Annotated in this window: 10 protein-coding genes; 1 reads left to right on the top strand and 9 read right to left on the bottom strand. The window is 62.4% G+C overall.

Annotation, left to right across the window (positions count from 1 at the left end):
* Nucleotides 1–30 precede the first annotated feature (30 nt).
* Genes PQQ96_RS05680 through PQQ96_RS05660 form a run of 5 tightly spaced genes read right to left on the bottom strand, consistent with a single transcriptional unit; the run spans nt 31 to nt 6,718 of the window.
* Nucleotides 31–687: a sarcosine oxidase subunit gamma gene (locus PQQ96_RS05680; RefSeq protein ID WP_408289864.1), complete on the bottom strand. Its 657-nt coding sequence runs from the start codon at nt 685–687 to the stop codon at nt 31–33.
* Complete coding sequence (locus PQQ96_RS05675; protein ID WP_408289862.1) at nt 677–3,679, bottom strand: sarcosine oxidase subunit alpha family protein; 3,003 nt, start codon at nt 3,677–3,679, stop codon at nt 677–679. Before PQQ96_RS05675 ends, PQQ96_RS05680 begins: the two co-directional genes overlap by 11 nt.
* Nucleotides 3,676–4,002, bottom strand: coding sequence for a sarcosine oxidase subunit delta (locus PQQ96_RS05670; RefSeq protein WP_408289860.1), 327 nt, complete (start codon nt 4,000–4,002; stop codon nt 3,676–3,678). Before PQQ96_RS05670 ends, PQQ96_RS05675 begins: the two co-directional genes overlap by 4 nt.
* A gap of 25 nt (nt 4,003–4,027) precedes the next feature.
* Nucleotides 4,028–5,272, bottom strand: coding sequence for a sarcosine oxidase subunit beta family protein (locus tag PQQ96_RS05665; RefSeq protein ID WP_408289858.1), 1,245 nt, complete (start codon nt 5,270–5,272; stop codon nt 4,028–4,030).
* Between the two features lie 51 nt (nt 5,273–5,323).
* Nucleotides 5,324–6,718, bottom strand: a complete 1,395-nt coding sequence (locus tag PQQ96_RS05660; RefSeq protein ID WP_408289856.1) for an L-serine ammonia-lyase — start codon at nt 6,716–6,718, stop codon at nt 5,324–5,326.
* Between the two features lie 331 nt (nt 6,719–7,049).
* On the opposite strand from PQQ96_RS05660, the gene PQQ96_RS05655 reads away from it, so the two are divergent.
* Entirely contained in the window at nt 7,050–8,132 is a 1,083-nt protein-coding gene (locus PQQ96_RS05655; protein WP_408289854.1) for a GlxA family transcriptional regulator, read from the top strand.
* 123 nt (nt 8,133–8,255) lie between these two features.
* On the opposite strand, the gene PQQ96_RS05650 is transcribed toward PQQ96_RS05655, so the two are convergent.
* The 4 genes from PQQ96_RS05650 to PQQ96_RS05635 form a co-directional block, all read right to left on the bottom strand.
* Nucleotides 8,256–9,191, bottom strand: coding sequence for a choline ABC transporter substrate-binding protein (locus PQQ96_RS05650; protein ID WP_408289852.1), 936 nt, complete (start codon nt 9,189–9,191; stop codon nt 8,256–8,258).
* A 94-nt stretch (nt 9,192–9,285) separates the two neighbouring features.
* Nucleotides 9,286–10,284: a GlxA family transcriptional regulator gene (locus tag PQQ96_RS05645; protein ID WP_408289850.1), complete on the bottom strand. Its 999-nt coding sequence runs from the start codon at nt 10,282–10,284 to the stop codon at nt 9,286–9,288.
* Nucleotides 10,285–10,291: 7 nt separating this feature from the next.
* Nucleotides 10,292–11,212, bottom strand: a complete 921-nt coding sequence (choW, locus tag PQQ96_RS05640) for a choline ABC transporter permease subunit (protein WP_408289848.1) — start codon at nt 11,210–11,212, stop codon at nt 10,292–10,294.
* Nucleotides 11,205–12,383 carry a quaternary amine ABC transporter ATP-binding protein gene (locus PQQ96_RS05635; RefSeq protein WP_408289846.1) on the bottom strand — a complete coding sequence of 393 codons (1,179 nt, stop codon included), beginning with the start codon at nt 12,381–12,383 and terminating at the stop codon, nt 11,205–11,207. The genes choW and PQQ96_RS05635 overlap by 8 nt, the downstream gene beginning before the upstream one ends.
* Nucleotides 12,384–12,470: the final 87 nt, after the last annotated feature.

The following is a 12,470-nucleotide window of genomic DNA, read 5'->3' as shown; positions in this document are numbered from 1 at the left end:
GCGCCTGAGCCAGACACCGCTCGCCGCGCTTCACGACATCAGCGGCTCGGCCGCATCGAGCATGATTTTGACGAAGTAGTCCGCAAAGCTGCGGCGCACGACGATATCGAAACTGTCCGCGCCGGTGGGCAACAGCGTCATCGACGCCTTGAAATAGTGAGTCTGCGCGCACTGCCCTTCACCGAACAACTTCGGGTGCAGATCGAGCGGGCAACCGCGCGCCAGCACTTCACGCGTACGTGTCCCGCTGATTTCCAGCACCGTATAACCGCTGCCGATATCCACCGCCGACGCGAACACACCCGCAAATGCCGCACCGAACTTCGCCTGCAGCGGTGCGGTGCGGGCCGCGTCGTGCGCCATGGCCGAGCGAACCAGCCACTCATCGGGACCGAGCCACAGCATGTCGTAGCCATTGCCGCGGGCGACGGTGTTCGCTTTCTCCGGCAGCCGGCAGCCGATCACGCCCTCCACCGCTTGCATGAACGCTGCGTCGCGCGTGTCACCACGCACGTTCACCAGTTCCAGAAACGGCCGCTCGCTCAACCGGAACGCCGCCGACGCCGTCGCCTGATGCTTCTTCAGCAGCGCGTCGGTCCCCACCAGCGGCGACTCCTGCCACACGCCCGTTTGCTTGCCGACAGCGCGATCCACCGCCGACACCGTCCCTCTTGCTTCATTCCACATGTTGACGTGCTCCTTCGCTGTCGTAGAACACCGAACTGGTGACTTTGGCTGCAATCTGCTTGCCGCTCGCGAGCGGAATCGTGACCGTTTCGCCGATCTTGTCGAGACCGCCCTTCACCACCGCCATGGCGATCGACCGTTTCAGGATCGGGCTGTAGTAGCTCGACGTGACGTGGCCCAGCATCGGTGCGGTATCGCCCTGGAAAGGACCGGCGACGATCTGCGAGCCTTCGGGGATCACGAACGAGGGATCGTCCGGGAGCAGCCCGACCAGTTGCTTACGCCCCGCCTTCGCCGTGTCCGTTCGCGTCAATGAACGCTTGCCGAGAAAGTCTTTTGACTTCGCGACCAGTCCGCCCATGCCGAGGTCATACGGCGTCATCGAGCCGTCCGTATCCTGCCCGACGATGATGTAGCCCTTCTCCGCACGCAGCACGTGCATGGTTTCCGTGCCGTACGGCGTGATGTCGAACTCCGCGCCGGCGGCCATCAGCGCTTCCCACACCGCGCGTCCGACGTTCGCGGGCACGTTCACTTCATAAGCCAGTTCGCCCGAGAAGCTGATCCGCATCACACGCGACGCCGCGCCCGCCACCGTGCCTTCACGATAGCTCATGAACGGGAACGCCGCATTCGCAAAGTCGATGTCCTGGCAGATCTTCTGCAAGACCTTGCGGCTGTTCGGACCGACCACCGCGAAGGTCGCCCAATGGTCCGTCACGGAAGCAAGCCGCACGCGCATGTCCGGCCACTCGGTTTGCAGCCAGCGTTCGAGCCACGTGAGCACGCGTGCCGCGCCGCCGGTGGTAGTCGTCATCATGTAGTGCTGGTCGGCGAGACGCACGGTCACGCCGTCGTCGAAGATCATGCCGTTTTCGTCGAGCATCAGGCCATAACGGCATTTGCCGACTTCCAGCTTGCTCCACGGATTGGTGTACACCCAATTCAGCAGCTTCGCCGAATCGGGGCCCTGGATATCGATCTTGCCGAGCGTCGAGGCGTCGAGAATACCGACGCTCGTGCGCACCGCCAGCGACTCACGCGCCACCGCGGCATGCATGTCCTCGCCCGCTTTCGCGAAGTACCAAGGGCGCTTCCAGTTGCCGACGTCCTCGAACGCCGCACCGTTTTCTACGTGCCATTCGTGCACCGCTGTCTTGCGCACCGGATCGAGAAACTCGCCCAGCTCGCGGCCTGCAAACGTGCCGAACGTAACGGGCGTGTAGTTCGGACGGAAGGTCGTCGTGCCGGTTTCGGGAATCGTCTTGCCAAGCGCCTGCGCGAGAATCGCCATGCCGTTGATGTTGCCGAGCTTGCCCTGATCGGTGCCGAAACCCATCGCCGTATAGCGCTTCACGTGCTCGACGGATTCGAAGCCTTCGCGCGCCGCCAGGAAAATATCCGCCGCCGACACGTCGTTCTGGAAGTCGACGAACTGCTTCGGCCCGCGCGTCGCGAGTTCGCGCCCGCCGACGAGCCACAGCGGTTGCATCTTCGCTTCAGTGATCTCAGCCACCTGCACCTGATTCGGCCGCGCAACGATATGGCCAGCGGCACGCGCCGCCTCGACACCTGCGTCGACGGCGAAGCGAATGCCCTGTCCCAGCGTGAAGTCGCCGGCACACGCGCCGATGCTCGTCTCCGCCTGCATCGCCTTGCCCGGCACGAAACAGGCCTTGTCGTCGTGCCAATGCGCCTTGCCGCCCGACTGCGCGAACAGGTGCAGCACCGGGCTCCAGCCGCCGGACATCGCGAGCAGATCGCAGGGCAGCGCGCTCTGCTTCGCACCGACCTGTCCGTTCGAATACGACGCCACATCGACGGATGCCACCCGCAACTTGCCGTGCGCCGCTGTCACCGCCACGCCGTTCTTCACTTTGACGCCGTAGCGCCGTGCGAGCGCGGGCAGCGTGCCCTTCGATTCACTCGCACGCGGATCGACGACCGTCACCTGGGCACCGGCCGCTTTCAGATCGAGCGCGCATTGATAACCGTCGTCGTTGTTCGTGAACACCACAGCATTGCGTCCCGGCAGCACGGCATAGCGATGCAGGTACGTCGACACCGCCGAGGCCAGCATCACGCCCGGCAGATCGTTGTTACCGAACACGATCGGCCGCTCATGCGCGCCCGTTGCGAGAATCACGCGTTTGGCGCGGATCTTCCACATCAGCTCGCGCGTGCCCTTTCTCTGCGACACCGGCAGATGCTCGGTGAGCCGCTGCGTGACGGTGATGAGGTTATGGTCCTGGTAACCGAACGCCGTGCTGCGGCACAGGATCTTCACATCGGGCATCTGCCGCAGCTCGTCTTCGATCTTGTGGACCCATTGCAGCGCCGGTTTGCCGTCGATCTCCGCGCGGCACGACAGCAACGAGCCGCCGAGTTCCGGCTGATCGTCGATCAGCGTCACGCGGGCGCCGGACAACGCCGCCGCATGCGCGGCCGCCAGACCCGTGGGCCCACCGCCGACCACCAGCACGTCGCAATGCGCAAAGCACTTGTCGTAGCGATCCGCGTCGGTTTGCTCGGGGGCCTTGCCGAGGCCGGCCGCATCGCGGATCACCTCTTCATACTTCGGCCAGAACTTGCGCGGCCACATGAAGGTCTTGTAGTAGAAGCCAGCCGGAATGAAGCGCGCGAACTTCTGGTTGATCGCCATGCGGTCTTTCTCGATGCTCGGCTGCGCGTTCACGCTGGTCGCGACGAGTCCCTGATACAACTCCACTTCAGTCGCACGCGCGTTCGGCACCGTGTACGCACCGGTTTCAAGTTGCACGATCGCATTCGGCTCTTCCACCCCCGCCGTCACGATGCCGCGCGGCCGGTGGTACTTCCAGCTACGCGCCACGAAGTGCTCACCGTTCGCGAGCAGCGCGGATGCGAGCGTGTCGCCCTGATAGCCCTGATACTTGCGGCCGTTGAACGTGAAGTTCAGTACGATCGCGCGGTTGATGCGCCCGCCGCTGGGGAGTCGGTCTTTCTGGCTCATGGTGCCTTGCCCTCTTGTGCCTTGTCTTGTGCCTTAACTTCATTGCTGTCCATCGTGAGCAGCGGGCGTTCGAAGGTCTCGTAGCCCTGAATCTCGTAGCTCACCGTGTCGCGCTGCGCCTTGAACCAGCGGCGGCATCCTTGGGTGTGCATCCATTGCTCACGATGCACGCCGCGCGGATTCTTGCGCATGAACAGGTAGTCGCCCCATTCCTTGTCGGTGAGCTTGTCTGTATCGAGCGGACGGGCAATGTCCGCTTCGCCGCCGCAAGAAAATTCGGTTTCGGCGCGTGGCCCGCACCATGGGCATTCGATCAGCAGCATCTGGTTCTACTCCAATCCGTCAGTGTTAGTGGGCAACAGCGGCGGCGCCGTGTTCGTCGATCAGGTGACCGGTGTAGAAACGGTCCAGCGAAAACGGCGCGTTCAACGGATGCGGCTCGTCTTTCGCGATCGTGTGCGCGTAGGCCCACCCCGAACCTGGCGTCGCCTTGAAGCCGCCCGTGCCCCAGCCGCAGTTGAAGTAAAGCCCCTTGACGTCGGTCTTGCTGATGATCGGGCACGCATCCGGCGACACATCCACGATGCCACCCCACTGGCGGTTCATCCGCACACGCGAGAACACCGGGAACATCTCGACGATCGCTTCAAGCGTGCCTTCGATGATCTGAAAACTGCCGCGCTGACCGAAGCCCGTGTACTGATCGACCCCCGCGCCGATCACCAGATCGCCCTTGTCGGACTGGCTGATGTACGCATGCACCGCGTTCGACATCACCACCGTGTTGACGACCGGTTTGATCGGCTCCGAGACCAAAGCCTGCAAAGGATGGCTCTCCAAAGGCAGGCGGATGCCGGCCATATCGGCAAGTGTCGACGTATTCCCCGCCGCCACCACCGCAACCTTCTTCGCCTTGATGAAACCCTTGGTAGTATCCACGCCGACGACCTGGCTGCCGTCGCGGCGAATCCCCGTGACCTGGCAGTTCTGGATGATATCGACACCATGTTGATCCGCCCCGCGTGCGAAGCCCCACGCCACTGCATCGTGGCGCGCCACGCCGCCGCGCCGCTGGATCGACGCACCAAGCACCGGATAGCGGCTATTCAGATTGATGGTCGGCTCGATTTCCTTGATCTGCTCAGGCGTGAGGAATTCGGCATCCACGCCATTCAGCCGGTTGGCATTCACGCGACGCTCGGTGTCGCGCACATCCTGCAGCGTGTGCGCGAGGTTCATCACGCCACGCTGGCTGAACATCACGTTGTAGTTGAGGTCTTGCGACAGACCTTCCCACAACTTCATCGCCTTTTCATACAGCGCGGCCGACTCGTCCCACAGATAGTTCGAGCGCACGATGGTCGTATTGCGCGCGGTATTGCCGCCACCAATCCAGCCTTTCTCCAGCACGGCGATATTGCGCACGCCATGCTCTTTCGCGAGGTAATAGGCAGTGGCGAGACCATGCCCGCCGCCGCCGACGATCACGACGTCGTATTCACGCTTGGGCTCCGGGCTCTTCCACTGACGCTCCCAGTTCTCGTGATACGACATCCCGTTGCGCAACAGGCTGAATATCGAATAGCGGCTCATCGTTGGTCCTTTGGGTCCTGTTGTTACTCTTTGATTCCTGACTCGTTCAATTCAACACTCGATGACGTTCACGGCAAGTCCACCGCGCGACGTCTCCTTGTATTTGGTCTTCATGTCCGCGCCGGTCTCGCGCATCGTCTTGATCACATTGTCGAGCGACACGTAGTGCTGGCCGTCGCCCTTCATCGCCATGCGCGCGGCGTTCAGCGCCTTGATCGCCCCCATCGCGTTACGTTCGATGCAGGGAATCTGCACGAGGCCGCCAACCGGGTCGCAGGTCATGCCAAGGTTGTGTTCCATGCCGATTTCGGCGGCGTTTTCCACTTGCGTCGGCGTGCCGCCCATCACGGCGGCGAGCGCCGCCGCGGCCATCGAGCACGCCACGCCCACCTCACCCTGGCAGCCCACTTCGGCGCCTGAGATCGAGGCGGTTTCCTTGTAGATGATGCCGATCGCGGCAGCCGTCAGCAGGAAGGTGACGATGCCCTCGTCGTTCGACGCATGCATGAACTTCACGTAGTAATGCAGCACTGCGGGAATCACGCCGGCCGCGCCGTTGGTCGGCGCCGTGACGACGCGCCCACCCGCTGCGTTTTCTTCGTTCACAGCCATGGCGTAGAGATTGACCCAGTCGAGCATCGACAGCGGATCGCGCAGCGACTCCTCCGAGTGCGAACGCAATTGCGCGCACAGGTCGGCTGCGCGGCGCTTCACGTGCATCGGGCCGGGCAACTCGCCACGTACCTTGCAGCCACGTTCCACGCAGGCGGACATGACGCGCCAGATCGCCAGCAGCCCTTCACGCACGTCCTGTTCGGGGCGCGACGCGCATTCGTTGCGCAACGTCACCTCTGCGATCGACAACCCCGTTTCGCGGCAGACACGCATCAGATCGTCACCGGTGCGAAACGGATACGGCACTTCCGCGCTGGCGCGCAGGCCATTGACGCGGTCGCCTTCGCGATTGATCACGAAGCCGCCGCCGACCGAGTAATACTCTTTCTCCACCAGCAGTTGGCCGTTTTCGTCGAAAGCCTGAAAACGCATACCGTTCGGATGCACAATGCTCGAGCCCGGTGCGCCCGGCATCAGCTTGCGGAAGAAGCCGAGGTGTTCGCGCTCGTCGAATTTGACCGGGTGTTTGCCGAGCAGCACCAGTTGTTTCGTTTCGCGGATCGCCTGCAGGCGCGGTTCGATCACGTCCGGGTCGATCAGATCGGGCAGATTGCCTTCAAGGCCGAGCAGCACCGCCTTGTCCGTGCCATGCCCTTTGCCGGTCGCGCCGAGCGAGCCAAACAGTTCGACCTTGACGCGGCGCACGAAGCCCAGCAGATTGGCGTCTTCGATATGCGAAGCGAATCGGCATGCAGCGATCATCGGCCCGACCGTGTGCGAACTGGAGGGACCGATGCCGATCTTGAACAGATCGAAGACGCTGACGTTCATGGCGTGCCTTATACGTTGCGATACTTGGGTTGCCGGGGTTGGCTTGAACTAGCCCCTATTGCACCGCACGTCAATTTCGACCGATAGAATAAAAACGGCATGACAGTGGGATGGTGGCGTCAAGAGGGCCGCGCGCCAAGCGCTGCGACGGATTTGCGATGACTTCTGACGCATTTTCGACAGGCGCGGAGGTTGCGGCTGGCGATGCTGGGGCTGTGCTGAAACGGCCCCAATGAATGGCCCGCTCATTGGCCCGCTCATTGACCCGATGCAGCGTCGCCTATCCCCGATGCTATGCTTGAATTAACCCTTTTCCTTGCTGGCTGCATGCATGAATTCCGCTGAACCGCGTTCCCTTCAATCGATCGACGGCCCTTCGAAGCAGCGCATCCGCTTCGGCATCATCCTGCTGCCGAACTTCACGCTGACGGCGTTCTCGGGATTCGTCGACCTGCTGCGCCTGTCCGCGGATGAAGGCGATTTCAGCAAGCCTGTGCGCTGTTCGTGGAGCGTGATAGGGGAAACCCTCGCTCCGGTGCGCGCGAGTTGCGGCATCCAGATCACACCGTGGGAAACCTTCGAGAAGGCCGAACCGTTCGATTACGTCGTCGTGGTGGGCGGCCTGCTGCATTCCGGGCCGGCCGCGAACGAAGCGACGCTGGCCTTTATCCGCCGCGCTGCCGCCACCGATGCAACGCTGGTCGGCATGTGCACCGGCGTGTTTTCGCTGATGCGCGCGGGCGTGCTGGAAGGCCACCGCATCTGCGTGAGCTGGTTTCACTACTGGGATTTCATCGAGCGCTTTCCGTCGGTCAATGAGGAGACGCTGGTGGCGGACCGGCTGTTCGTGATCGACCGCCGGCGCATTACGTGTTCCGGTGGGCGAGCATCGATCGACGTGGCGGCCGCGATTCTGCTGCGCCACTTTGAAACGGCCACGGTGCAAAAAGCGCTGCGAATTCTGCTGGTCGACGATATGCAGAAGGGAAATGCGCCGCAGCCGCATCCACCCGGGTTGGCGCCCGCGGCGCATCCGAAGGTCAAGCGCGCGATTCTGCTGATGGAACAGCATGTGGGGCGTTCACTGTCGCTCGATGAACTGGCGGGCAAGCTCGATCTGTCACCGCGCCAGCTCGAGCGGCTCTTCAAGGCGGAAACCGGCAAGGCGCCGCAGGCCTACGCGAAGCAGGTGCGGTTGCGCACCGCTGCGTGGCTGCTGACGAGTTCGGATAAAACAGTGGCGGACATCGCGTCAAGCTGCGGTTTTTCGGATGCGTCGCATCTCAGCCGCGAGTTCCGCAAACAGTTCGGCTTGCCGCCGATGATGTACCGTGACCAACGTGGTACGGCGGCGGAAGTGGATGACGGCTCGGGGTATGACGAAACGTTCCCCGGGCGGGCTCAGGCAATCTGAACCCGACGGTTGTTGTCCGGGTTTTACTGCCCGAGCTTGCCCGCAGAAACTACAGGTCAAAGATTTCAACCTCGCTTTCGCGCCGCCGGAACGGCGCGAAAGCTAAACCCAAACCCTCAAGCCTCACTGCCCCGCGACATAAGCCTTCACCGCCGGCAATCCATCCTTCCCGTCAAAGGTCTTGACGCCAGCAAGCCACTTGTCGAGCACGCCCGGATTCGCCTTCAGCCAATCCTTTGCCGCCTTGTTCGGATCGGTCTTGTCCATGATCGGCAGCATCACGTGATTCTCGATATCGGTCGTGAAGTGCAGATTCGACACCAGCTTCGCGACGTTCGGGCAACGCGTCGCGTAATCGGTCGGCACGACCGTCATCACTTTGGCTTCACCGTAGTTCGGACCGAACACGTCATCGCCGCCGGACAGATAATCGATCTTCATCTGCACGTTCATCGGATGCGGTTCCCAGCCGAGAAACACGATCGCCTTCTTCTCGCGAATCGCCCGATTCACTTCGACCAGCATGCCCGCCTCACTCGACTCCACCAGCTTGAACTTGCCAAGGCCGTACTGGTTGCTGTCGATCATCTTCTTGATCAGCGCATTGCCGTCGTTACCCGGTTCGATGCCGTAAATCTTGCCGTCGAGCTTGTCGTAGTTCTTCGCGATGTCGGCGAAATTCTTGATGCCCGCCTGGTACGCGTAGTCCGGCACGGCCAGCGTGTATTTCGCTCCGGTCAGGTTCGGCGTGGGCAGCACGGTGAGCTGACCGGCCTTCCTGAACGGATCGATCATCGGGTCCATGGTCGGCGACCAGTAGCCGAGGAACACGTCGATCTGCTTGCTCTTAACACCCGCGAAGGTGATCGGCACCGAGGCGATGGTTTTGGTCGGCTTATAGCCGAGGCCTTCGAGTACCGTCGAGGCGAGACCGGTCGTCGCCGCGATATCGGTCCAGCCGACGTCGGCAAACCGGACGTCCCGGCAGGTGGCAGGTTCCGCGGCAAAGACAGACGAGACCGACAGCGCGCACAACGACGCAGCCCACAAACGTTTCATGGCGTTCCCTCAGGGTGATTGATGCTTGACTGGTTTCATTAAGCGGATTATTGAGGCGCGATTTTTTACGCCAACTTCATTCACGCCGACTTTTTTACGCAGATAAACGCCGCTCGACGCTCGGTGCGTGTCCGAACTGCGCGCGATAGGCCTTGCTGAAATGACACGGCGAATGAAAACCACACACGGCCGTCACTCTTGCAATCGACGCATCCGTATTGCGCAACAGCTCGCGCGCCCGGCGCAAACGCAGTGTCAGGTAATAGTGCGTCGGCGACACGCTCAGAAACATCTTGAACATGCGCTGCAAATGACGTTGCGACAGATGCACGAGCCGCGCGAGCTCATCGAGCGACAACGGCTCCTCGATATTCGCTTCCATCAGGCGCACCACTTCGATCAGCTCCGCACGCGAGAAACCGACCCGCGCGTCGACGGGAATATGCTGGTAATCGGTCGAACCGCGAATCCGCTCGACAATAAATTGCTCGGACACTTGCGCCGAGACTGCAGGACCAAGGCGCATGCCGACCAGGTTCAGCATCAGATCGAGCGGCGCGGTACCGCCCGTGCAAGTCAGCCGGTCACGGTCGATCACAAACAGTTCATCGGCGAAACGCACGTGCGGGTAGCGCTTGTGCAGCGGCGACATGTCCTCCCAATGCACGGTACAGCGATAACCGTCAAGCAGGTTCGCCGCCAGCAGCGCGTACGGTCCGGTGCAAATGCCGCCAAGCGGGATGCCTTTCGACGCAACGTTTTGCAGCAATGCGATGATCGTGTCGTCCACGTAATCGCTCACGTGCCAGCCGGCACAGACGATCAGCACATCCGGCATGCCCGCAGCAGCCAGCGTGGTAGTCGGCTTCACGGTGATACCGTTGCTCGCTCGCGCCGGCTCGCCGTCCGGTGTAATGACCGACCACGTGTAGTGCTGCGCGCGGCCCACGTAGTTGGCCATACGCAGCACCTCGACCGCGCTCGTGAACGCGATCATCGAAAAGTTCGGCAGCGTCAGAAAGCCGAAGTGCGCGAGCCCGGACAGCGGCGAATCGGCAGGCGCCTCGACAGGGGGAAACGCGTCGCGCTTCATACGCAACTCAGCTGTGCTGCGCCGTCGGCGCCTGGCGCACCTTGCGCACCTTGCGCACCTTCATGACGCTGCGCAAGCCCGACAGCAGCGGTGCCCGCGCCATGCCCGGCGTGCGGCCAAAGCTTTCCGTGATGCGGTCGAGAATGATCGCCAGCATCACCACCGACAGCCCGCTTTCGAAGCCGAGGCCGATATCGAGCCGTTGAATACTCGCCAGCACATCGTTGCCGAGACCGCCCGCGCCGACCATCGAGGCGATGATCACCATCGAGAGCGCCATCATGATGGTCTGGTTCACACCGGTCATGATCGACGGCAGCGCGTTCGGAAACTGCACCTTATAGAGCAATTGCAAGGGCGTGCAGCCAAACGCCTGCCCTGCTTCGACGATTTCGCGATTCACATGCTTGATGCCGAGCGACGTAAGGCGCACAGCAGGCGGCATCGCGAAGATCACCGTGGAGAGAATCCCCGGCACACGGCCGAGGCCGAACAGCATGGCCGCCGGAATCAGATAGACGAATGCGGGCATGGTCTGCATCAGGTCGAGCACAGGGCGCACCATCATTTCGACGGTACGGCTCTTCGCCGTCCAGATGCCGAGCGGCACACCGAGCAGCAGGCTGATCAAGGTCGACGAGAGCGTGAGGCCGAGCGTGATCACCATCTGGTCCCAGAAGCCGGTGCCGTAGATCAGCAGCATCGCCAGCAAGGTGAACAGCGCGAAACGCCAGCCCACCCGCCATAAACCGACGCCCACGAAAAATGCCATCAGCGCCCACATCGGCACCGCTTGCAGGCCGTGCTCAATCAGCGCGGCAAAGCTCTCGATGACCTTGCCGATGGAATCGAACGTTGCTGCGTCGTGGTCGAGCAGGTAGTGAACGCCGTGATCAACCCAGGCGCCAAGTGGAATGACTTCAGACATGGGAACCTCGATGGCGTGTGAGAACGTTCAGCACGTTCGTCTTGTTGACCGAACCGCAGTAGGAGCCGTCCGCCTCGACGACCGGCAGCGGCGCGCGGCTCGCCACCACGCGTTCGACGACGTCGTCCAGAGGGGTCGTACGGCGGATGCACTCGATGTGATTGAGCTGCGGCGACGCGCTGCCCAATGCGTCGCGGCACACGAAGCCGCGAAACTTGCGCTCGGCGTCGAGCACGAACGCGTATTCGGCGCTGCCGTTGAGCGTCGCGGCCACGCTCGAGGCGTCGATCTGCGACGAATGCTGCATGAGCGGCACAGCGTCCGTCTGCATCAGGTCGCCGGCCGTCAGATAACGGCTGGTGTCGATGCCTTCGAAGAACGCACGCACGTAATCGTCGGCGGGATTGGTGATGATTTGCTGCGGCGTGCCGATCTGCACGACCTTGCCGCCCTCCATGATGGCGATCCGCGTGCCGATGCGCATGGCCTCTTCGAGATCGTGCGAGACGAACAGGATGGTGCGCTGCTGCTCGCGTTGCAGATCGAGCAGCACGTTCTGCATTTCCTTGCGCTTGAGCGGATCGAGCGCGGAAAACGCCTCGTCCATGATCATCAGCGACGGGTTGACCGCCAGCGCCCGCGCCAGACCCACGCGCTGCTGCATGCCGCCGGACAACTGGGCCGGCAGCTTATCCGCGAACGGCGCAAGACCCACCTGCTCGAGCACGGTCATGGCGCGCTTCTCGCGTTCCTTCTTGCCGATGCCCGCCACTTCGAGCCCGAACGCCGCGTTGGACAGCACCGTGCGCTGCGGCATCAGCGCGAAGGACTGGAACACCATGCTCATGTCCTTGCGGCGCAGCGCCGTAAGTTCAGAGCGCGGTACGCTGGCCACATCGCGGCCATCGATCAGTACTTTGCCGGCCGTCGGCTCGACGAGACGATTGATCAGGCGAATCAACGTCGACTTGCCGGAGCCGGACAGGCCCATCAGCACGAAGATCTCGCCTTCCTTGACTTCGAACGATACGTTGTGGACGCCGACTATCTGACCGGTGCGCGCGAACACTTCCTCTTTCGTCGCGCCTCCTGCCAGCATGCCAATCGCCTGTTTCGGGTTGGTGCCGAACACCTTGCACAGCCCTTCGACCACGACCTTGGGGGAATTCATTGAATGCTCTCCTTTGTCGACCGGAGTAAGCGCTTTAGCGCTTACTCCGGTCCCATGCAAGACAGTTGCTGCGGTGGCGGACGTCCG

This window comes from Paraburkholderia sediminicola (genome assembly GCF_046027825.1).
GTDB lineage: Bacteria > Pseudomonadota > Gammaproteobacteria > Burkholderiales > Burkholderiaceae > Paraburkholderia > Paraburkholderia sediminicola_D.
The sequence above is the reverse complement of the archived record's forward strand: the minus strand, read 5'-3'. Positions and strand labels throughout refer to the sequence as shown.

What these genes read in the sequence shown, in the direction of transcription:
- PQQ96_RS05680 (WP_408289864.1), bottom strand. Translation starts at nt 687, where the DNA reads ATGTGGAATGAAGCAAGAGGGACGGTGTCGGCGGTGGATCGCGCTGTC.
- PQQ96_RS05675 (WP_408289862.1), bottom strand. Translation starts at nt 3,679, where the DNA reads ATGAGCCAGAAAGACCGACTCCCCAGCGGCGGGCGCATCAACCGCGCG.
- PQQ96_RS05670 (WP_408289860.1), bottom strand. Translation starts at nt 4,002, where the DNA reads ATGCTGCTGATCGAATGCCCATGGTGCGGGCCACGCGCCGAAACCGAA.
- PQQ96_RS05665 (WP_408289858.1), bottom strand. Translation starts at nt 5,272, where the DNA reads ATGAGCCGCTATTCGATATTCAGCCTGTTGCGCAACGGGATGTCGTAT.
- PQQ96_RS05660 (WP_408289856.1), bottom strand. Translation starts at nt 6,718, where the DNA reads ATGAACGTCAGCGTCTTCGATCTGTTCAAGATCGGCATCGGTCCCTCC.
- PQQ96_RS05655 (WP_408289854.1), top strand. Translation starts at nt 7,050, where the DNA reads ATGAATTCCGCTGAACCGCGTTCCCTTCAATCGATCGACGGCCCTTCG.
- PQQ96_RS05650 (WP_408289852.1), bottom strand. Translation starts at nt 9,191, where the DNA reads ATGAAACGTTTGTGGGCTGCGTCGTTGTGCGCGCTGTCGGTCTCGTCT.
- PQQ96_RS05645 (WP_408289850.1), bottom strand. Translation starts at nt 10,284, where the DNA reads ATGAAGCGCGACGCGTTTCCCCCTGTCGAGGCGCCTGCCGATTCGCCG.
- choW (WP_408289848.1), bottom strand. Translation starts at nt 11,212, where the DNA reads ATGTCTGAAGTCATTCCACTTGGCGCCTGGGTTGATCACGGCGTTCAC.
- PQQ96_RS05635 (WP_408289846.1), bottom strand. Translation starts at nt 12,383, where the DNA reads ATGAATTCCCCCAAGGTCGTGGTCGAAGGGCTGTGCAAGGTGTTCGGC.